Annotated in this window: 1 protein-coding gene; it reads right to left on the bottom strand. The window is 45.1% G+C overall.

The features are described from left to right. A complete protein-coding gene (locus tag BIW53_RS18605; protein WP_342671989.1) occupies positions 1–25,629 on the bottom strand; it encodes a putative Ig domain-containing protein in 25,629 nt (8,542 codons plus the stop codon). Positions 25,630–25,682: the final 53 nt, after the last annotated feature.

Genomic DNA, 25,682 nt, shown 5'->3' with positions numbered 1-25,682 from the left:
TTAATTTCCTCTCAAAGCACCATAAGTACCCCAGCCACGTCTCATGTATAAGCTTGGGTCGTAACTAACATCATAATATGAGTATGTAAAACGGGTATTGAAGTCTTTGGTAAACTGGAGTCCACTGAAGTTTTGGTCCACAGGTTTCACCCAAGACCATTCAGAACTGTTGAAACCAGAACCATAAACGTCATAGTTGCCTTTAAGTGCAGCGTCGAATCTAGCAGAAGAGAACATGGTTGCTTCCACACCTATATCAACACTAGGGTTAATAATCTTTGCAGCAGCGCCGCTTTCTAAACTAAAGTAGCCACCACCGTTTATTTTCCAAGAGTTAAAATCAACTGAAGCCCAAGTGCCTACCGCAAATGCTCCTTGTATATACTTCAAATCTACACTCGGCGTCACACCAACAGCCAGTGTCATACCACCATTTTGCTTCGCTTCATTGTATATTTGAGCTATCTGCTCTCTATTTTGATATGCAGACCCAGCTATATCCGCAGCTTGGTAACCAGCATAGGCTTTTGCAAATTGCAGGGGTTTATTCCACACCCCAAGTCCCATTAATCCGGCATTGATCCCTTTAGACACAGGCAAATGCCAAGGACTATTATTTGAACCACCAAAATAATCTCTTGCTCTTGCATTTTGAGCCTCCAGTGCTGGATTATTTGCTACCAACTGAGGTCCCGCCAAAGAAGCAATATGTTGGTCACGTACCATTTCATAATGCTGTTGCTCATAAAAATTCAACGCTTTATATACGCCCCCACTCGCTAGTGGGTTGCTAACCAGAGATTCAGCTCTTGCACGTTGCTCTAGACTTAATCCATAAGGGTTATCTGGCGTTGAATCTAGGAAGCCTCCAAACGGGTCTTTGGTTGATTTTTGGATAACTGGTAACGCCATATTGACTAGGTCTTCATCTAATTTGAAACCAAACTCGTCTACACCTGCATAGTAGCGATTCAACTCATAATTCAGCAATTTTTCGTTGACTATACCTTGCATGTTTTGATGACTAATATCATCTTGGCTAGCAGCAAGTGCTTTATCCAACGACCAAGCATTTGGATCGGTAACGGGTGAGAACTTACCTGTATCTGGGTCGAGTGAACTCGCCCCATTTTGTTTCGCTTTTGGCTGGGTGCTAGTCGGCTTACTCGCTAAACCACTAACGATAGAATTCCCCAACGCATTGCCAAACGCATCAACCGCTACATTGCCAAAGTTCCAGCTTGCGTCATTACCAAACAACTTATCCGCGCCATAGCTTAAAGCATTATTGGCTATACCACCAAATGTATCCAGCACGATATCTCCCGAGGTCATTCCACCTGCGAGGGTGTTAGGGTCTCCAAGCCCAACCTTGCTACCAACATAAGAGGCCAGCGCCGAAGCCGCCACGTTGCCCCATCTAAAGCTCGCTTGATTGTCCACAAGCTTGTTAGCTGCATATGAGCTGATTGCGGTTGTCGCCCCCATCACTGCTCTACCGGCTGCAGAGTACTTAGCCCCATCCATTGCCCATTTAGCTGACTGAGAAGAGCTTAGTACAGAACCAGCTCCCGCAGTTGCGCCTGCAGTCAACCCCGACGCTAAGGCATTTTTTAACGAAAAGCTATCGACGGCACCAATAGCTTTACCTATTCCTTGAGAAACTACCGAACCCACAAAGCCACCAATCCCTGCTGCTAATGCGCCTGCAGCTCCAAGACTTCCACCCATTGCAGCTAAACCTGCCGCCATTGTGGACCCATACACAGTGCCAGCGGCCCCAGCGACTCCAGCGGCAGCTACTGACGTTCCAGCAGCAACCGTAGTACCAGCTGCTGCGGTTGTCCCAGCTGCTGCTGAAGCTGTTGTCGCGGTAGTCGTCGTTGCTCCAAGCGCACCTGATGCCGCACCCGCTGTATAAATCGTCGCAACCACAGCCACCGCTATCATCACAATAGACGCAACCTCACTACACCCAGCCTGAGGCGGTGGTGGCACATACGGCATAGTTGGGGTGGTATCGCCAATCACTTCGCCTAGGTTCATCGGCGCGAAGTTGTTGTGGCTGTTGAACTGGTTTGCTCTCGCTGGTATGTCTAACACCAAGTTTTCGCGCAGCTCAGTTCCTAAACCTACACCATTTGCATCGGCTATCACATACCACAAGTCTTCACTGCCGTAGTATTGCATCGCTATGCTTTTCAGAGTGTCGCCATTTCGTACTTGGTGGCGAGCCATGATACTCAAGTCATTCGCAATCGGCGCACTAAAATGATTGTCTTTTATCGTATTTAAGCCCGATTTATTGATTTCACCTAGATAATTGCTGCCACTGTATAAGTGATAACTCCCCTGAGAAACACCATTAATCGCGTCTTCTTCAAAACCCACCATTGATGAGGCATGCGACGCAACATCAATTGGGTCCCCAGTTTTTGGGTCTATCTCTGTACGTGTATCGCTTTGGTCTGTTGCGCGTAGCAGGCGGTCTTGCTTACCCGTGACTTTTGAAAGCAGTTTACCTTCAGTGTCATAGCGCATATACCTCGAGCTAACACGTTTGTCGCCATCATAGCCATCGTCAGTGATGCGCTCTTCAACCCTAGTACGGTTGCCGTTGGCATCATAACTAGAGAGTGTTTCTGCATCTTGCAAGCGTTCGCTGTCTCGATGACCCTCACGCCCAACACCCGCTGTTTTGGTTTCCAGATAACTATCTCTGCCTTCGTATGTTTTATTAAAGTCATGAATTAACTCCGTAACTCCAGCCGGTACATTACCTCTTCTATGATAGGAATAGGAGTCTAATCGCCCTGCAACATGATATTTGAAGTCTCTAGAGATAGTTTGTGTGGTTAAGTTAGACTCTCCCCATGCATCCAAGTAGGTAAACTTGATGGTCGGGTCACCTAAATCTCGGTTAACTATCTCTATCGCTTTATCCTCAACTGCAGTTGATGCGTTCAATATTGCAAGAATTCGCTCATCTGAAATACTTCTCTCTTTGATTTCAACAACTTCACCCGCTTGGTTATGATCGGTGGTGGTAATATGCTTGATAGCTCCGCCGTACATCACGTTAGCGAAAATAGTTTCACCACTTACATCTTTGTATTTATACTCAGCTGTAGCCCCTTCATATAACCCTGCATACTCTTTTTTGGTGGTGACCTGCCCCATGGCGTTGTAAAGGAATTCGCTCGATTTTCTCCATGCGGTTAATTTGCTACCCGGTTTATTGTCATTGAAATAGCCAATCTTATTCGGGTTGTAGTAAGCATCTACCTGGGCCAACTGCCCCCAACTGTTGTATTGATAACGTTGAGCCGCCGTAAAATTATCACTCACTACATAGTCCTGTTGGCCAGCATCATTATAATGAATAAGCTTGCCCCGTTCTTTCAGTGATATGGCACCATTTATAAATGTCCCACCATCAATCTTTACTCGATTGTTGTTGTCGTAGGTAAACCAATAGCTCTTAACTATTTCTTTTACTTTTGGTTCATCATTGGTTGTCGACTCTGCAGATGCGATGCTCTGAGTGCTTTTCGTTTCATAACTACTTAACATCATAGGGGTTGAGCGCAGCATCAAAGGGGCAGACTGGATTGTTGGCTCACTCGCTAATGTTGTGACTGAACCTACACTCATCACACTACTGTCTGAACTTGATACCGTTGCATACAAACGTTTTGAGGTCGTAGCGCCATAGTTGTCTGTTACGTCAATAGTTACGTAAAAACCAGTTCTAACCGGTTCAAGTATTCCCACTCGTGGAAATGCTGAAAACTGCAAAGAGACTCTGTTACTAGTCGTCTGCGCTTTACCCACAGACACCCAGCTTGGTATGGATGAAATACGCACATTCGTCGCAGTTACCCCATTTTGGTCAGACACCGTCACTGTGCCGCCCCCTGCATATCCGCTATTCGAGTAGCTAATACTGCCTGAAATTGTAGTTGCGTATTGTGCTACACTCTCGATTGTAATTGGCTTTTGTACCCAGCTGCTATATGCCCCCTCATTGTCTTTCACTCTGACTTTAATCCACTGTTCACCGGTGCCTGTTGCCGTCACCGACACATTGCTGCCACTGCCAGAAATATTTAGCCCACTAGATGCTTGCCATTCATAACTACTGATACTGCCATCTGAATCACTGGCAGACGCAGACACGTTAACAGCTGCGCTTTTAGTCATTTTTGTCGGTGCGCTCAAAGACACACTAGGTGCTTTATTGAGAGGCAGGGTGATGAGGTTGATTAGTTGCGGCGGTGACCACAGAGTCCAGTTGCCATTGGCATCTTTCGCTCTAACCTGAATAGTTTGCTGTCCTAACTCTGTAACTGTAAAGCTTACCGTTTGACCACTTCCCGATAAACTTATTCCACTTGATGTTTTCCATTGGTAGGTATATTCATAGGGTCCAGGTGCCGTCTCACCCGCAATTGCGGTCGCACTTTGCCCTACAGAAACTCTGCTCGAAGACACCGTTAAACTTGGTCCAGGTTCAGTTGTTAAAATACTCACATCAAAGTAGCCAATCTTAGTGGTGCTGGCCCCTTCGTTGTCAAATACCCTAACCTTAACCCAGTATGTGCCTGGTGATTTTGCAGTTAAGCTAACATTACTACCGTTACCGGTGAGCGTAACACCGCTGGCCGTTTCCCATTCATAACGTGCTATTGAACCGTCAGAATCACTTGCAAGTACTGTAGCAGACCAATTACCGAACGTTTCACTGGCTAAGTTCATCGATACAGTCGGTGCTTGGTTAACTCTGACCACTCTAATTTCGCGGGTCACCCAGGCACTTTGTTCATCGTCATTGTCTACCGCAGCCACTCGAATCGAGTGCGTACCGACCGACATACCTGTTACGCTGATTTGTGCACCACTGCCTGTTTTTTGTAAGCCAGAGCCAAGTTCCCAAACATAGTGGCTAATAGAACCATCGCTATCACTGCCTGAGGCAGTAATTGTATCAAACTCGCCTAAGCCGATTTCAGCTGGCGCATTCAATGACACCGTTGGCGCCACATTAGGCGCTGTCACTGTGATGCTACGCGTCACCCAATCACTTTGAGCACCATCGTCATCAACGACCGCAGCTCTGATCGTATGGGTCCCCGCTGAAAGGCCTTTAACTCTTATCTGCGAGCCTGAACCTATTTGCTCTAAACCACTGCCTAAGTCCCACACATAGTTTTGAATTGTTCCGTCACTATCACTGCCTGAAGCTATCACGTCTACCGTTTGACTAAGGGAGATTTGTGATGGTGCAGACAAAGATACCGTCGGATTCAAATTTGGCTGTACAACAGTCACGTAATACATCTTTCTTTGAGTAACGACAAGGTCCTTCGCATCATTGCGCTCTAACGCTTCGAGCGTAATAGCATAGCGCTGTTCACTAATATTACTGGTTGTTGGTGTTAATGAGAGCGTGTTATACCTATTTGTGATTTTCGCCCATGCAGGGCCTCCACCTGCTATTCGTACCTGATCTCTTGGTACCGCAAATCCCGAAATATCAATCGACTTGGTTTTATTTGCTTCCATGGAGAAGGCAACTTCGCCGTAAACTTTGAACTTAAACCAACGTGTCTCTGATGCTCCTTGTGCACTGGCGGTTACTTTTATGAAGTACTCTCCCTCCTGTCCTCTAAGAGACCCCCTCATATGTCCATCACTTTCAACTTTAACGCCCGTTGGTTGATACTGTAATGAATATGACAGATTTAAACTTGAATCTGTAGCACCAAAGTATTTCGCTACATCAAAATTAAGTGTTTGTGTTTCTCGTATGGTGATGTCTGGTATGCCAGTCGATGTGATCGGTTCAACATTTTCAATGGTATACACAAAACTGTGTGTTTCTCTCAGCCCAGTGATGTTATCAATCGCGGTGATACTCACTGTGTGTGTGCCACTGGTATCATATCTTAATTTACCTGAGACCTGACCACTGCTATTTATCGACAAACCAGCTGGTAAATTTCTGGTCTCATAGCGACGACTCGTAGCACCATTTAAATCAAATGAATTGGCTACGTTAAAGCTAACAGTTTGACCTTCTTTGGCCGTTCTATCTTGCAGCGGAGGCAAGTTTGATAGAACTGTTACTTGCTCTTCAAACCAGCCACTCCACAAACCTTGGTTATCTAACACTCTAATACTCACGGTTTGCTCACCGACTGCCACCGCTTTTAGTCCAACGGAAATAGGCGAGTAGTTGTTATAAAACTGCTGAATATGGGAACCGTCATTGAATGTAATGCCTGAAGAGAGTTTCATCTCATATCTTTCTAAATACCCATAAGTCTCTTTATCAGCACCATTGAATGAAACAAAGAATGTGTCGTCCTTTTTAACAGAGGACTTAACCTGAAACAGAGTCAAATAACCAGGCCTGTTCGTATCTCCTACGCCGGAAGGCTTAACAAGCATCCTAAATTCTTGTTCAGTCCTTTTGGTTGGATCGGCGACCGAATAGGCGGTCACTGCTACACGATAGCTATACTGGGTACCTTCTTTAGGAGTACCTGTTAACACATTACCTTCGCGCTTCAATCCGTTAATACTGCCGGTGTACATTTCTTGTTCTACGCCATCCACTATTTTGTAGAATCTGAATCCACCGATCCCAATTTCGCCGATTTCGGCGTTGAAGTACTCACTAAAGTCTTTGTTGTAAAGTATACCCACCTCAGCTGACTGATCTTCAATGGGTTTTACTATAGTTGGAGCAGGTATACTGTCACCCACGTCTGTGACACGGATAAGGTGTCTCACGCTGTGATACTCTCGCCCAACTTCTTGCGGCTCCCTAACCTCAAAGGCATAGGTTTTCACCTGACCGTTACTGGTCGCTAAAATACCAATATCTATTCTTAGCGTCTTTGTGCTACCACTGGTCGAAACAACTTTGATGGTCCCTTGCATCTCATTATCAAAAATCTGTGAATAAGTAGCGTGATAAGGAATAGTAATGTAGAAGTAGTCTCCCTCTTTCTTATTGTGAACCTCCACCTGCGTCACTTGTAACCACACAGCCTTCACTATCTCTGTGCCATCATGCTTTGTGCCGTCATCATCAACCGCTCTTGCTGTAACACCGAATTCAATATTATCTCTATCGTTGCTGCTTAAGATAGGACCTGTAATCAAGCCGGTACTTGCATCAAACGTCACACCCGGCGGCTTACCCCAACTGCCCCAGTTCACCTCGTATTCATAATTGAGTGTGGTGTCATTAATCACAAAGTAATCTTTCACGTCTATAGTAAGTGGATCACCCTCATTGACCGAAACGATATCCTTTCCAGTTTCACGCAGTGAAATTGCCTCTTTATCATTCACCGTCAAATCAAATGACCACTGTGCAGAATAACTAGGGTCACTCGTGTGTGCGGTAATCGTGATGCTATATGGGCTGTTATTAGCCGCGCTATATTTAAGTTTTTTTGATATTACACCGGTGCTGGTGTCAAATTCTAACCCTGGTGGTAGCGCTGAAATGCTATAGCGAGTAATACTAAGCTCAGAGTCCTTAACTTCAAATTTACTAGACGTATTCAGGTCAAATGTTCGGCCTTCATCTTTGGTAAATGCAGCTCTCGGTTTTGTCTCTATTCTATCTGCATGATTTATCTGTAAATCAAAATACCACTGTTTGGTATAGCTATTTCCCTGAACATCTTTGGTCAAGATGGTCACAGCCACGTTTTCGTACGTACCCTCCATGTCGTACGTCAGAGGGATAGATACAAGACCATTTGCAGAGCCTACCTGTATTGGGTCTTGGAAGCCATCTATACGAAACCCTGTAACTTCAAGGTTTGGAACAGTAATATTGAACTTACTTGCTAAATCTAAGTTAAGCGTTTCACCTTCAGTTTTGGTTATTAAGACTTTGTCGGCAACAGCTATGGGTTCAACATTCTCAACATTGATAAAGAAGCTACTCTCGACAAAATAGTCAGTAAAGTCAGGGTCAGTCACCTTCACTTTTACTTCATATCTGGGTTGCGCGTTATAGCTGATATTTCCTGTGATATGGCCGGTGTCTTCATCCAATGTCAGCCCTGGTGGTAAGTTGGTCGCTTCATAGACTAACTTTTCTACAACTACACTCTTATGAAAGTTATGTTGTAGATAGATAGCTACATCATCCCCCTCATTAATATACTTATCTGGAATTCTATCAACAATAATCGGTTCTTTAACCTGTAAAATACCGTTCTTAACCTCTATGCTGCGTCGATTGCCCACTGCATCATAAGTGTAATCCACCCGAGCAATCACCTCCCCTGCAACCCATTGAGGCTCAGAAGTGGTAGATTGATTGTTGTATTGCATGGTTTCAGTCCATTCAATACGTCCATGGCTATCGTAATGAGTTTCAGTTTCGTGATATATAGCTCGCCCTAAGTCATCCATTGACAGTTTAATCTCATTGGTACGTCTACCTTGCAGGTCGTATTCAAACTCTGAATAGGCATTGGTATGATGGTCTGTAATGCTCTTCAACCAACCATTTTCATAATAGCTGTAGCGCACGTCCTGATCATACGTGTTGGTTCGTTCGACCAAACGTCCAAGGTTACTAATCTCAATCTCATCACCATTATCATTCAACGTGTTGACGGTATGCTCGCTTTCGCTCCAGTTTGCACCATATCTATTGGCGAACGTTTGGCCCGATAGATATTTACCTGATACTAGTTGACCGAAGTCGTTATACTCATGTTCAGAGAACTCATCTTTGCCATTTTCATCTATATTGAAATAGTCTTCACGCGTAAGGTTTCCATGCTTGTTATATCGATAACTCTTTATACGCTCAGCTTTATGATCATCGTAGTGCTCAATGCTGTAGATCACATTACCTAGCTCATCAAACTGATAAGTAAACTCGCCACCAAGCGCATTAACGGTTTGATAGCGATTACCCAGTTCATCATAGAGATGGGTATTGGCAGTGCGATATCGAATCCCAGCTAACCCGTCAACCACCCCAAACTGGCCCGTTTGTAGCGTTTGGTCAAGCTTATTGTATTGATTTACACTCACCCGACCTAACGCATCTTGTGTCGATACTTTACGACTGTACAGGTCATACCCGTAATTCGTAATATGACCTTCACCATCTTTGTGACCAAGCTGATTACCCTTTGCATCAAAACGGAAGGTTTGTCTGGCCCCATTCGCATCTTGTTTACTTACCAAATTACCGTACACATCGTAGGCGTAGATATTTTCCAAATCACCATTCGCTGCTGTCGTACCATCTACATAAGTCACATTCACCGTAGGTAAGCGCTCTTTAATCACTTTATTTTGATGGTTGTATTGCGCATATGTGGTGTTGCCCATTGCGTCAGTGAGTGCAATCACATTGCCCCAACGGTCATGTGTTTGCATAATAACTGGGTATTGCCAACCATCTTGGAAAAAACGAGGCTGCTCAATACGCTGTGCATTCCCCATTGCGTCTCGGTGAATAATAGTTTCGCCATTAAGGGCATGAGTGGTTTTGGTTAAGCGACCCGCTTTATCATATTTATGGGTTTTTAGTACCCCATCTCCTTTAGTGGTTTTCCATAGCAGGCCTTCTTGGTTGTATACATACACTCCTTGGTAATCTTTTTTCACCTCACCAAACGCATTGTAGATGGTCTCAAATGAAAACTCCGAAGTAGCAGGTCTTGGGCCATTTGCCATTACTCGATTTAGCGACTTTTTAATCACTTGACCATTGTTGTTGTAGTCATAGCTAGTTAACAACGCCTTGTTTGTGGTCACATTGTTCGCTGAGTACTCAGTATAAAACGCGCGGCTTTGCGTCAATAACCCTTGCGCATTGTAATCATGCACTGTTTCATAACCCAACGCGTTGAACTCGCGCACCAATTGGCCCCTGTTGTTGTACTCATGGCGTGTCACTTTGTCACTGGGGGTATTTGTAGGTGCGGTTAAATCCCCCGAACTGGTATTGTACGCTGTGAGGCGACTTGCGTGTTCTCGCTGCTCAACCATATTGCCCAAGATATCGTATCCATAGGACGTTACCTGACGACCTAATGTGCTAGCTGTCGCATCGGTCCTAGAGCCTGTGACATTACCGCCCACATAAGAAGTCTTGGCGTTTGCTTTGTGAATTAAACGGCCCAACGCATCATATTCAAAGAGTGTGGCATCATTGATATCACTGGTGTTTTGCCCTTGATACGCCTGTGGATTGCTTAATGTGTCTGTGGCCACTGTTAGCGCTGTACGCACGTTACCCAGCTCATCGTACTGACGATAATCGATGACTTGCTCTTTGGAAGCGTAATTGAACCGAGAATCGCTCTCAACATCGACCTTTACATCCTGATATACAGTGTGGGTTACTCGACCCATATCGTCGTAGTAATACTCAGTGACGCGGTTGTGTCCGTCGGTATCATTACCCTGTGTGCCCGCAGGTGGCACATACAACTGAATAGGAGCTGTCACTGCAACCGCATATTCTGTAGTCGATGCCAGTTCACCATAGCCGTTATAGCTATGCGTGGTTAAGAAGTTACCCGCATCTACTGAGGCTACTTTTTGGCCCAGCTCGTTGTAGTACTTAGACGACACCAGCGCGTTAGTATTTGCAGACCAAGTCCCGTCAACCAGTTGCCTTCTTTTGATTTCTTGACCAAAGGCGTTGTAGGCAATCCGAGAGCTCTGTACACCGATATCAATTTGTCGCTTGCGCCCCGCTTTATCATATGAGGTTGTAATGATTCGGTCTTGACTGCTGTTGCTAACCAGCCCAATTGGATTATCTGATTTTAGGTTACCACTGCTATCGACCATCTCATCCAAGGAAGGCGTCTCTGTTACCGATGGTGAATAAGGTGTTTCGGCAGCGTATTTAATGAGTTTAACTTGCTGGCCGAGCGCGTTGTAACGCAGCTCAGTCACATTACCTTCACCATCAATGTTAAAGCGCACATTATTGGCGCTGTCATAGACTTTATGTTGCCTTACATTGCCTTGATAAGAACTAATAATTCGCCCTAAGGCATCATACACCGAGTACGAGGCTGTTGCAGGGGCATGGCTTGTTGCTGCCTGTCTGACAATCGTTTGGCGCCCCGCTAGGTTGTATTCAAAACTCGTTACCGCAGTTTCTACGCCACTCAGTGGTTGGTTATCTTGCTGCGCTTCTTCCGTTATTTGGCTGACATTACCTAGGCCGTCATAAGCAAAGGTTTTAACGACTTGTACGTTCGTTTGTTCACTTAGAACGCTACCATTCCACACCTTCACGGTATGTAACGGACTACGCTCTTGCGTTAGCTGCCCAGCCACGTTGTAGCGGTAAGTCCACGTCGCGCCTTTTTGGTTGGTGTAACTGGCTTTGAGGCCATTGTCATAGTAGCTGTAACGCTCGGTCGTGCCATCGGCGTGACGCTGCCATGTTAGCAGCCCTCGGGCGTTAAATTCTGAACTGCTAACACGAGCATTGCTGAACAGGCTGCCAGCAAAGTGCGAATGTAAATCAGCATAATTCAGTGTGCCGGCATTGAGTTTGCTGTTTAGCGTGGCATTGCTAAGCAGTGAATTACCATATGCAATGGTGCTGATACTCTCACTGACTTCATTGTAGCGTTGCTCAGTGACATGGCCTAGTGCGTCAATGCTAAAACGCAGGCGTCCGGCTGCATCGTAGAATAGCTGCGTGTCACGATTGGCGCTCGAATTAGTAATATGTTTAGAGAGCGTTTCAATATTGCTGCTGGCACCAAACGATACTAAATCAGCATAGGCGATGGTGGAAGTTAATTGGCCCGCAGCATCATAACGGCTTTCTTTAACGCTGGCGCCTGACCCCTCTAACAAGGTGATGGTAAAGCGTGCTTGGCCTTTATCGTTATACAGCGTACGTACACGGCTATCTGAGGTGATATCTCCATATTTTGTCAGCTGAGCGGCTGTCAGTGTACCTGCGGATAAGTGGGTTTTCGCGGTACTGTCTAACTTGGCTCGTTGGCCCCAACGCGTGACTTCAAATACTCGGCCTTGCGCATCATAGTGCCACTGAGTGACTCCGCCGTCGCCATTGATATGCAACGACTTGCGACCATTTTCATCATAGCCTGTGTAGGTTGAAATGGCGGTGTTCGCATCAGCAAATTGATTTACTTGTGTTTTTAGCGTTTCGACATTTGGGCTTGATAAAAAGTTTTGATACTGATGCTGGGCAATACGCTGACCATTCACATCGTAGTCAAAACGCGTTATCTGATATTGAGTACTGCCGGTCGCCGTTGACTTTTTAACTGATATCAGTGTGGCGGTTAGTTGGTTCGCTTCGTTGTAGGTAAACAGCTCAACTTTGTTACGCTGACTGTCAATCGCGGAGACTTTCTTAACCAAATTGTTATTATTGTCATACTGATAGGTGGTTACCTGCGCGCCTTGACTGGTCTTTGCCAGACGGCCTAAGGCATCATATTCGTATTGCGTAGTGAGTGCGTTATTGCCTGTGCCCTGCGTCACCTCCAGCTTGTTACCCAAGCCATCGTACTGGTACTGAGTCAAGCTTTGACGCGTGCCGCCTTGGTGTACTTGCACCTCGGTCGCACGACCTTGGCTATCAAAGGTGGTGGTTGTGCTGTGGGTAAGCCCTGCACTTTGGTTACCACCGTTGACCACGGTATTGATTTGCTCGCTCTTAATGACCTCACTGCCATGTTTGTTATGCGCAAACGTGGTGGTCAGTTTTAAACCGCTCGGGTCAGTAATACTGGCCGTTACTCGGCCGACTTTATCGTACTGAGTTTCTACCTGATTGCCGTTGGCATCGGTAACTAGTTGAACACGGTTGTTTTTGTCGTAGTCTTTTTGGCTTTGTACTTGGCCATTGAGTAGGGTTTTAACCACATTGCCGTTGGCGTCGTATTCAAAGGCACTGGTGCTGAGTGTTTGCCCTTGTGCATTTAACTGTGTTACTGATTCAACCTGCCCTTGACCATTGCGCGTGGTTTTAACCTGAGTGCCGTTTGGCTGGGTCACGGTAGTGGTATTGGTGGTGTCATCATAGCTGTACTGAGTAATGTGGTCCGAGGCATTTTTAACAGACAACACACGACCCAGCATATCGTATTGGGTGGTCACTTCACGAGTGGCGCCATCTACCGCTTGTGTGGTAGTCACAACACGGCCCACCTTGTCGTTATCACCATTTACGGTGTAACTTATTGTAGTGGTTTTATCATCGGTGGTTTGAGTATTACCATCGGTGGTTGAGATAACGCGACCAAAGGCGTCATAGCTCTTAGAAGTAGATTGAGTTAAGTTCCCAGCGCTATGCGTGGTGGTTTCAAGCAGACCACGGTTATCATAAGCAAACGCGGTGTTAGTCCAGACAGATTTATCCGTTTGTGTATTTTGTTTATCCAATACACTTAAGTGGGTTTGCTGTGACTGTTTAACCAACTGTGCAAAGGCGTTGTATTCAAAGGTGGTTTTGTAACCTTCGGCATCGGTTTTGCTTTCAAGCAAATCGCGCGTGGTGTAATTGAGCTTTTCTTCGAACTTTTCGCCGCTGGCAACCTTTGATTGCAAGTAGGCATCAACGTTCTTAGTACCATCTTGGATTTTATTAGTGACTAAGCCTCCGATTAAGCCAGCTGAGCTAATATCCGCTTCACTTAGTTGTGTGTGATAACGGATCACATCGGTACGCTGATTAAATGTGTTGTACTTATATTCTGTGACTTGCCCTTCTGCGTCAATCTCATAACGCCTATTACCTTGCGCGTCATAGTAGTAACGGGTTTGTGCGCCTTCACGGTCGGTGGTAAGGCGGACATTGCCTAGAATATCGTACGCAGTGCGGGCACCTTCTTGCGCTGCTTTGCTGTTGATCTGGCTTTGTGTGGCACCCGCGCCTAGCTCAGCATTTTGGTTACCATCAAGTGTGGAGATTAAACGCCCTTGCTGGTCGTATTGGTAACGCTCGGTGCGCACTGGTACTTTGGCGAGGAGGTAGTTGTCTAGGTAATAAACTGTATTGTTAGAATTTGGGTGAGGGTTGGTATATAAGATTAACCCTGCCTTACCTGACCAATCGGCACTACTTTCTATTTGGCTTACCGCCTGCTCTGGATGACCTTTAGGATAAACCGTAAGTACCGTGTTCGCCTCTGAAGTCGTAAACGTTACGACATATGTTGTATTTGGTTTGGAATTCATTAGCTTTGTATTTCTAGAGCGAGTTGAATCTCCATCCCTTACATAGCTAGAATGAATACCATCACCATTGAAATACACAGCGTGTCTATCAATGGTTTTATTGCTCCAAGTGCCATTATTGTCTAACCCACCATATAAATAGCTCCCTGCGGTTGAAGGACCTGTGGTCACTTCGAAACTCATCAATATATTGTCGTTCAAGTCAAAGCGCTCAGACGAACGAAGCGAGGGCCAAGATTTGGCTTCAGCTAAGCGAGTGAACGAAACACGATCATCTTCAAGTTGAATTGCCTTATAGCCATTTGAATATAAATAGGTATGATTCTGTTCCCCATTGACAAAATCATCATGCGCAATGACATTTTCATACTCACGCTTTTCAACCAGCTGACCCATGGCATCGTAGCTATAATGAGTCATTGACTTATCGGCGCGAATTTCTCGCTCTACCTGACCACTGGCTGTGTAGGTCCACAGTGTGGTGGTTTTATCACCACTTGGGATTGCAATAGGCGCACCAATGGCTTGGTTGCGTACTTGGGTGTGATAGGTACTTTGTGATTGTTTTTGACCATCTTTGTTGTAGCTAAATGTAGTCAATGCGCCATCCGCTGACAAAGTACCTGCAACACGACCTTGGGCATCGTAGTAGGTGTGGCTCACACGGTCCTGTGGCGACTCTGTAGTTCCCACATTAGCATAGCGACGCTGTGCAATTTCATTACCCGCTTTATCGTAGTAGTAACGGGTCACATAGCCTTCACTATCGGTTTTGGTTTCAAGTTGACCTTTGTCGTTGTAGGTCATCTTAGTGCTGCGCGCATCCGCTTGCGAGGCTTGTTCGTTTAAGCCCGATAAACGGATTTCACCGATTTTACCTGAGCCTCGGACAAGGACGGCATTGATATTGGTGATAGTAGTGCCAGGGTCTACCGCTGAAAGGTCTGCTTGCAAATCACGAGAAATTGTTTTCCAGTTGCCATCAGCTGTCTCTGGTGACAAGAAGTGAAATGCATATTGATTTGAGCCGCCACCTCGATAAGGTGAATTGGTGCCTTTTTGATAGGTCATGTAACGATGACCTTGGGTGGTATTTACACTGATGTATACAGTGTAGGATTCTGCATAGTTCATATCCCATGCGATGATTGTACCCTTTTGATTTGGGCTTAGACGTAAACGATAACCATTACTTCTAAAACTTCCCTGAAGCTCCATCACCTCTTTGCCATATTCCGCATCAAAGGTCGGCGTCATCGTCGCCCCCGGTGGGTTAGGACTATAAATCTCCCACTGCCCCGCATTCACCGGACTATTATGGCTTTGATAGATAAGCTCACCCATTGGCTCAGCGTATTGCTTTTGCTCCGTTAACTGACCTTTATCGTTGTAGATAAACTCAGTCACATAGCCTTTGGCGTCGACTTCATATTGTTTACGCCCCCCTAAAGTGTAAAGGGTACGTGTGGTGCGGTTGTCTTCGTGATTGGCTTGGTTTTTTAGGTCATTGTCTAGCTGTGCAAGGGTTTTGCTCAGTGTGCCTGCGCTGCTTAACCAACCTGCTGTACTGACTTTTTGCGCATATTGGGTGGTTTGCGTGACGCGCCCTGCTCGGTCGTAGTGGTAACGGGTGACGGTGCCCGTGTTACTCACCGTGGCCGCTAAATTGCCAGACTTATCATACAAGCTGTAGCTTAATGAGTTTTGTGCATCTCTTTTGGCAACAGCACGGCCATGTTCATCGCGGTAAATACGCTCTGTACCATAAATGTTATTGCCCAGTGACGAGCCTTGCGCTTTAGACACCAACGCACCCGCTCTGTCAAACACTTGGGTTTGCCATAAGCCATTGGCGTATTGGGTGCCGATCCGCTGATTGGCATCATCATAGGTGTACAGGGTTTGCGCTTGGTTAGCGTCGGTTTGACTCAGTACGCGCCCTAAGCCATCGTAGCTATAACGGGTGCTAAAGTCGCCCTCTGTGCCCTCAGTTAACACGCCACGTGGCGTGGTTTCTTGTAATAGTTTACCGTGAGCATCGTACACATAACGGGTGGTGCTACCATCCACCCCTTGGCCTTGACTGTTCACGCTGCTGTAACGGGTCACTGTGCTCAGCTGACCTCTAAAGTCATAGCCGTATTCGCTGAGCTGTTGGGCTGTTTTATCTTGGTTATTAATAAAGCTCTGTAACGCACTGAGGCTACGATTAGTGCTGGTGTAATTCGCTTTGGTGTAAGTGTGTTGGCTAACTCGTTGCCCTAGGCTGTTATAGCGATACTCCACCACGGAGTTGTCTGCCCCCAAGGTAAAGCGCAGGCGTTGGTTTGCATCATCGTAAACATAGTAGCTGCTGTTATCACCGCGTGTTTCACTCAGTAGCTGATTATGGGTATTGTACGTACGTGTTACCGTCACCCCATCCGCATCGCTTTGCGTTGTTAGGTTACCCGCATTGTCATAACCAAAGGTTTTAGCTTGGCCTAGGCCGTTGCGAATTTCGGTTACTTGCCCTGCGCTGTTGTATTGGTATTCTTCTCGTACATGTTGACCGTCCACCACGCGCTCAACCGCGGTGAGGCGTTTTGCGTTATCAAAGTAATAATCAACGTGTGATTGACCCAGTGTCACTCGGGTATGCGTAGCTGACACATAGCTGTAAGTGGTGGTATTACCCTCGCCATCTTGCAAGGTTTTAACGCGATAGTCGCCATTATGGGCTTCATAGCCAATGGTCAGTTTGGTGCCATCCGACTGACTGACCGACTGCACGCGATTGCTATCACCATGGTAGGTGTATTTGGTTTCATACACTTTGCCATCGGCAATCGAGTTATCATCGGGTGTTAAATCTACTTTTACGGAATTTAGGCGCTTATTCGCATCATAACCATAGTACACACGAGTATGGGCGTTACTCGTGCCTGATTGGGTTTGAATGCTTTCTAATAAGTTTTGACTGTTGTATTTGAATAACGTGGTCTCAGTACCGCTGTCTGTTTTGGTACTGATTTGGCTAACACGGCCACCGCTGTAGCTTATGCGCGTTTCATGGCCTTGTGCGCTTATCATTGCACTCAAACGACCTTGTGTATCGTAGCGCTCTTGCGTCTTTTGACCGTCAATGTCTAATAGTGCACTGCCATCGGCATTGAACTTTAAGGTATCGTGCGCACCACTGCCTTGGGTGCTGACATACTCACCTTTAGCTGCATTATAGTTAAAGCGCTGCGCAAAGCCATCTGCCGTCACGCGCGTCACTGTGCTGCCTGCTTGGTTACGTGCCCCTTCAAGGGTAATCGATTTTAAAAACCCGAGGCGCCATTGGTCATCGTTATCACCATCAAAATGGCTTAAGCTGTTGTAGGTGCGAAGTACATTTGCTCCAAAACCTAAACCTTGGATCGTTTCATCCTGACTTTGCAGTACTAGGTTACCCGTTGCTGCGTTAACAAAGACACTTTCTTTTGCCTGACCAAATACAAACTGACTTTGCAATTGTGCTGCATTACCAATACCAGACATGCCCAACGTTTCTTTAGCTCGCTGCATTTGAGTCACTACAGTCAAGGTAACTATCGCGCTTTGGAGCTGATGATCAGTGATCTTAATCTGAACTTTTTCATCACCTGCTTGCTGCGGCACCCCTTTTAATACTTGGTTTTGAGCATCGTATTGCAACCATGCAGGTAGGCTGGTCATCTCAACTTTTAACGGGAACTGCCCTTGTTCACCAAAATTTAGAGGGATCTCTAGTGCCTTTTGTAACTCAGCAATGACTTTAGTACTGCCGACAAAACTAGGGAGTGGTTGATAAGTAATACGCTCTTCAATTTGTGCAGCGGATAGCGTGGCATTTCCATTGGCTGAAAATGCGATAGCCATTTTATTGCCATCGAACCAACCTTTTACTGCAATGCTGTGTTGACCTTGTGCAACATCAATAATTAAATCCTGATATTCACGTTTAAATATGAGGTCACTGTCGGTTATCAAGCCCACGGCTGTATCAAAGTAAATGGTCTCGTTAGACCCTGTGATGGTCGTGTGGCCGCCGTTAAACACTTTTACATATGACTTGATAGTCAGCGAAAGTTCTGCGGTTTGCCCTTGATGATCAGCAATACTCACCGTTGCGGTAGTGGTCCCTTCTTGTGGTGGGTACCCCTGTAGCGCCTGAGCCTGAGCATTGTACTTCAACCAGCTCGGTAATGAGCCTACCTCGATATTTATCGGGAATTCAGTTGTGCCTGTAAAGGTCAGTGGCAAATCGAGATATGCGCCTTTTTCCACCGAAGTAGTCGTTTGACCACTATAGAGAGGCAAGGCTGTATAACTAATTCGACTTTCAATCTCACTGGCTGATAAGTCTTGCGCTCCTTCCTTTGCAAACACAATCGACATGCCGTTGTGTTCAGCTGTAAACCAATCTTTAATCGTGGTGCTATGACCACTGCTGGAAACTGTAACGATAAGGTCTTGATACTGACGCTTAAACACCAAGTCGCTGGCATCTATATCAGCAAATTCACCTTCAAAACGCAGTGTGCCACCATCATCAATAAGGGTGTCGTTACCTTGGGTGAAAATATAGGTGTCGTTACCCGCTCCACCTCGATATTGGTCATCGCCATCGCTACCAGTTAGGCGCTCATCATCTGACGAATTACCAAGAACAAACAAGTGCTCTAGTGAGAATAGATTGAATTGTTCACTGCCATCTGCTTCAAAAACTATCAGGTCAAGGTCTTCACGCGTTTTGGATATTGTAATAACGTCTTCTGAATCTTTAAACGCAAATTGGAACGTATTGTCTGCATATCTATAAATATCAACATCATTACGGCTAATATTTTTTAAATTAAGGACATTTTTAGCGCCAGCGTAAATGGCCCCTGATTTTAAGTCGATAAAATCAGACCCATCCCCGTTGTTATAGTTGAGTATCTGGCCTGCTTGACCCGAAATATAATCACTGCCTTTGCTAAGTTCAATCTCATGTGCATTGCCACTATTTACCAGTAAACTATCGCCTTGGTTAGAACCCTTTATGCTACTGTCTTCTCCTGCAGTTAAAGACAAGCCAATTAAAGAGTCTATTAATACCGTTTCTCCATTTTTAAACTGGATCTTGTTTTCTTTACCTAGCCAATTATCTTTGATTAATAAACCATTGCTTGGTCGCCCCAATTTAATGACACTGGCATCTACCGAACGCACCTGTATATATTCACCTGTGCGAGTAACTATTATCTCCCCTTTATTGAGATCTTTTAGCTCAAGCACATGATTTTTAGAACGGTCATTGCTACTTATAATAAAACCGCCTTTCAGTCCCCCTTGAGCAGCTGAATGAACTATTCTAGCGTTGTCGGCATATAGAAAAATATAGCTAGTTCCTGTTGTGTGGATAGTGGTATTGTTGTGCCGAATATGGACTCTATCCGAATTTGCGGTACTTTCTAACGTGTCGCCCTCTTCAAAGCTGTTAATCTGTCTTCCGAAATCATTGACACTAATGGCCGTTTCAAGATCAGCGAATTTTAGTTTTCCTTTGTCTAATGGCCAACCATTCAGAACGATAGGTCTTCCAGTACTTCTAAGCTGTACCTCTAATTGATTCCCTTGTTGCACAAACCTAACATCGTTTCGATTGATACCTTCAAAGTTAAGAACTGGATTATCAATATGACTTTCTATTACTTTTATTCTAGGGTGTGGTGTGAAGTCATCGGTATCAACCAGTAGAGTCGTATTTGCTCCTTCTATCACAACGCGCTCTACGGCGCTTTCAATATCGACCGTCGTGTTTGGGTTTGTTACGAATAGGTGTGCAGCCTCAATAGCTGCAGTAAAGTCCTCAAAGTTATCAAATTGCGCGGAGGCAACATGTACTTTCCCCGCATTATCCCCCTGCCAGCCATGCATTGTTAATTCAAAGTCGCCCGAGACGGAACGAATAACAAAACCATCTGATGTTTGGCGGTACTCAAGGTCAACTAAGGGTCGTTGGATATGAATCGTTTGGTTTTTACCAGTACTATGGATCTCCTTTTTACCAGTGAAATTACCAAAGTAAAATGTATCTCTATCAGAGTCAGAATATATAACATCATTGCCAGCTCTTGCATGGATTTGATCTGCACCTTCCCCATCATGAATGATATCGTCTGTGTTTGTGCCATAAACGATATTCACCCCTGGTCCATCAACCCATCTATCCGCTAGTGCATAGACTTCTGCTAACGTTAACTGTTCTTGGTGGGCGCCTTTTTTGAAAGTGACATTTCCATTTATAGTACCGCTAATAAACAACGCGTCTTCGCTGTTTGGCATGATCAGCTTGTACATTTGTCCGTATCTGACTACTTTTAGTTCTTCTTTCTCAATACCATTAATTTCAAAGTCTGCTTCACGCACCATTATCAGGTCATGCCCATCACCTTGATTGTAAACAATATTTATTCTACTCGGTTGCGTGCGCTCGATAGGTTGTAATAAGTAATCATTCCCTTTACCTAGCGAGACGACCCCATCAAATGCAGCCTTAACTAACACTCTTTCATTTGCGTCCGTTCCAACGTACTGGCCTTGTGTAGCGAATGCTCGACCCGTCCCCCCCTGTTTGCCTTGCATCAACTGAGGAACAGGTTCTCCATCAAATTGAATATAGTTGTTATTAAACAACCATTGACTAAGTGTGATTGTCTCGCCGGTCTGCTTTACTGTCAGTATTAAGTTTATGTCTTGATACACAAGCTCCACATCTTCACGCCTAATTCCGTGTAATACGAGTAGGTTGTTGCCCTCACTTACTTGAAAGGTGTCATTACCATCGCCTTTCTTGTAGTGTAATATCTGCTCACCATCCCAAAATTGAAGATAGTCATCCCCCTTACCGGAGAAAATAACTTTTGGTTCGCGAGAATGCATAAATGGATGTGCCGAAAAGCTATCATTGCCGTGGCCCAAATAAATAAAGTCAGCGTTGGCACCCAAAGAGTTTGTTGAAGCGTCTTGCGCGCTACCCAAGAATATTTTATTAACAATGTTATATTCAGATCCGGTTGGGGTATTCCAAGGTGCAGGTACACTTTCTTGATAAAATCTATCAACCTGTACAGCCCAATTGCTTTCTGTTTGAGCTTTGATTTCTGCTGCACTGTATTGACGGTCTTTTAGTGAAATCTTTACTAACTGGCTCTTTGCATCTGGGTTATCGTTAAACCAATCTTTAACGATTATGTGCTCACTACCACCTTCGTAACCGTAGACATTTTTGAATTGAATGATTAAGTCGTCGGTATCGCTGGATTTATGGAAAAATACTTGACCCTCAGAAAATGCAGAGAGGTCTAAACCTTCAATATCAACACCTAAATCAATCATTCCCTCAGACAGTGAATATTGATATGTGAGCACAGCTTTTTGGATATCTGACTCTCTAAGTGTTACATCTTTAAATTGCAACAGTGTGTGTAAGTTTTTATCTTGCACAGCTTGTGAAAACCAGCCTTTGAGTACCACGTATTCGTCTGATGTGCTGTCATCACTGTTAATTTGAATAACTAGATCGTCGTTATCGCTCACACGCTTAAACGTCACTTGATCGCGTGTCATGCTATTAAAAGACAGCAATTCATACTGAGATTTTAACTCGACCGTGCCCTGTGATGGCTGATAGTTATAAGTTACGGGTGATTGCGCCAGCGTTTTGATATCTATCTTTTCGCCTTGGCTACCAAATTGAATATAGCCGGTCTTGTCGCCTTGCCAGCCGTTGATGGTAATGACAGAGTTATTAGCTGCGTCGTGTACCAAATACCCTGCTGCCGTTGAAATAACTCTGACGTCATCTTGGGAATGCCCGTAGAGTATTAGAGTCTGGTTTGACCCTTGGGTGTATATAATATCATTGCCGTCCCGAACGCCATAATAGAAGGTATCATCGTCAGAGCTTGAATAAATAATATCATTACCTGTACCACCACTGATTTCATCAACAGTGCTACTATCATAAATAATGTCATCACCATCACCAGCAGATATTAGATCATCACCTTCCCCATCATATATCAGGTTATCTCTATGATTTCCAAGTAACTTATCTACCCCATAACTATCAACTACTTTTGTAGCTTGAGATATAAAATCGAAAATGGGAATAGTTTTCTGTGCATTACCATTAAACGTAATCGTGCCTTTACCCGAGCGACTAAATAGTATGGCATCACCATCCGTCGGCAATTCTATCTTGAACAGATAGCCAACCATCGTTAAACGAACATCATCAAGGTCCGCACCATTAATGATAATATTGCCTTTTTCAAAAACGATGTGATCGGTGCCATCCCCTGGGTTGTGAACAAATGTTGGATACTTAGAAGATGTTGTTTCATGAAATATAAAGTCATTACCCTGGCCAGCATCTATAACACCATCAAAGTTAGGAGATAGCATGATCCTGTCGTTATCATCAGAACCAACATACTCACTTTGTGACTCTGTAGCGCGAAGTGTCGGGCCTACCACCCCCTGAAAGCGAATTGGTATTTGTTGGCCTTCGAACTGAATATGGTTATTTTTGAAACGCCACGACTGTAGCTGAATTTTTTCACCAGACTCTTTCAATTCAATCGTTACATCATCCCCTTGATTTGTCACAATAACGTCATCTTGTGTTAAACCATGCAAAAATAAAATAGAGTCATTCGCATTTGTCACAACGTCGTTACCATCCCCCTTACGGTAATGGATGGCATTTGAGCTATAACTGAAGGCAACTTGGTCATCCCCTTTACTCATAAAGTGTACAAAGGGTCTACGAGTCAAAAATGCACTTGGTAGGAAGCTATCATTACCCGAACCTAGATAAACCGCGTCCGAATATATCCGACTCGCGAAACCGTCCTTTACGATGTCATTCCCAACCGTTCCGAGCAATATTTGATTTGTATTGAAGTCTCCAGTAGTACCATCTTGATTTTGATGCCAGCTTGTTGGTACTTTGACTTGATAAAAGCGGTCTGCTTTAAGCTTCCAATTATCATCTGCATTTTGCGATATCTGCGTGCTGTCTATCGTGATGCCGCCAACCGTAACCTGCGTCAGCTTACTTTTTAGTGCTGCATCTTCTGAGAACCAGTTTTTAACGATAATGTGTTCATTGCCACCCACATAGCTATACACACCTTTCAATTGAATGATTAAGTCGTCGGTATCGCTGGATTTATGAAATAACACTTGCTCACGACTCACACCCGAGAGACGCAACTCATGGTAACTGGCGTCAACCTCACCCATGCCATCTTCCAGCATGTATTGATACACGCCCTCAATGGGGGCTTCTGTTGCGGCACTCATGGTTGACGTCATCATCATTTGTGGCTCTGATGACATGGTTTTTACCGTCAATGTGGGAGCGACTGTCGATAAGCGAGCCAGCTGCTCATCAAGCTCTGATAGTGACAAAGTCAGTTGGCTATCTTTGAGCCAGTTACTGGTGTCAAGCGCCCTGTCGTATCGGACTGACTGAATGAGCTCGTGTGCATTGTTGAACGTAGCGCGTGTTACGTAGCCTAGTGCATCAACGGTAGCGGCTTTGCGCCCCGCTTGGTCATAAAATACATAGCTTCTGGCACCTTGGGTGTTTTCGCCCGCGATGGTGCGACCTTGCTCGTCTAAGTAGAAACGTTCCATCCCAAGGCTGCTATCACCCTTTGCCGTACCACGCGCGATAGAGACTAAAGCCCCTGTGCTATCAAAACTTTGTGTTTGCCATGTGCCATTGTCATGCAAAATAGCCAATTGCTGCTTAGCGTCATCGTAAATAGTTTGAGTGTGTGTACCCTGCGAATTTATCTTACTCAACAGACGACCTAGGCCATCATAGCTGTAGGCGGTTGTACCCGATACGCTGGCTTCGCTGAGCAAGTTACCAAAGGCATCGTAAATATACTGAGTTGTCAGAGCTTCGCCTGTCTCTCTACCTTCGCTATCAGCACTGTCATAGCGCGTTAAAGTGTGTAACTGGCCTCGAAAATCGTATTGATATTGGGTTTGTTGCTGAGCGCTGAGGTCAATACCATTAATCCACTGAGTTAAATCAGACTCTTTGTATTGGCTGCCATCAAATTGTGCCGCTGTATACTCATGCTGACTGACCCTTTGGCCCAAAGCATTGTAACGATATTCTGTGACTGCAAACTGATTAGCCGAAGTTCTAGATAAGGTGAATCGTAAGCGTTGTTGGCTGTCATAGACAAATCGACTTACTTCTCCGTTTAAGTCTTGATAAGTAATTTGGTTGTTGCTGTTGTACGTTCTACTGGCAACCCCTGTTGGGCTTTGCTCCAAGTGCAGGTTACCCCGTTCATCATAATGATACTCTGTCGTGCGCCCTAAGCCATCTTTTGCATACTTTAGCTTACCCTTCGAGCTGCCCGAGTCGTAATATCCGTATTCATTGCGAATAATTTGATTGCTAACCACTTGCTCAGTGGCAATCAGCTGTTGCGCATCATTAAAGTAATAATCAACGTGTGATTGACCCAGTGTCACTCGGGTATGCGTAGCTGACACATAGCTGTAAGTGGTGGTATTACCCTCGCCATCTTGCAAGGTTTTAACGCGATAGTCGCCATTATGGGCTTCATAGCCAATGGTCAGTTTGGTGCCATCCGACTGACTGACCGACTGCACGCGATTGCTTTCACCATGGTAGGTGTATTTGGTTTCGTACACTTTGCCATCGGCAATCGAGTTATCATCCGGTGTTAAATCAACTTTAACGGAATTTAGGCGCTTATTCGCATCATAACCATAGTACACACGAGTATGGGCGTTACTCGTGCCTGACTGGGTTTGAATGCTTTCTAATAAGTTTTGGCTGTTGTATTTGAATAGCGTGGTCTCAGTACCGCTGTCTGTTTTGGTACTGATTTGACTAACACGGCCACCGCTGTAGCTAATGCGCGTTTCATGGCCTTGTGCGCTTATCATTGCACTCAAACGACCTTGTGTGTTGTAGCGCTCTTGCGTTTTTTGACCGTCAATGTCTAATAGTGCACTGCCATCGGCATTGAACTTTAAGGTATCGTGCGCACCACTGCCTTGGGTGCTGACATACTCACCTTTAGCTGCATTATAGTTAAAGCGCTGCGCAAAGCCATCTGCCGTCACGCGCGTCACTGTGCTGCCTGCTTGGTTACGTGCCCCTTCAAGGGTAATCGATTTTAAAAACCCGAGGCGCCATTGGTCATCGTTATCACCATCAAAATGGCCCAAGCTGTTATAGGTTCTTATCACCCCAAGTCCGAGTCCCAGCCCTTTTACCTGCTCATCTTGATGTTGCAACACCAAGTTACCTGTCGCTGCATTAACAAAGATGTTTTCTGATGCCTGCCCAAGAGCCGCACGCCCCTGTTGGCCTGAAAATGATG

The sequence above is a fragment of the Pseudoalteromonas byunsanensis genome, assembly GCF_001854475.1.
In the GTDB taxonomy this organism is placed as follows: Bacteria; Pseudomonadota; Gammaproteobacteria; order Enterobacterales; family Alteromonadaceae; genus Pseudoalteromonas; species Pseudoalteromonas byunsanensis.
This window is presented reverse-complemented; position numbering and strand designations above follow the sequence as displayed.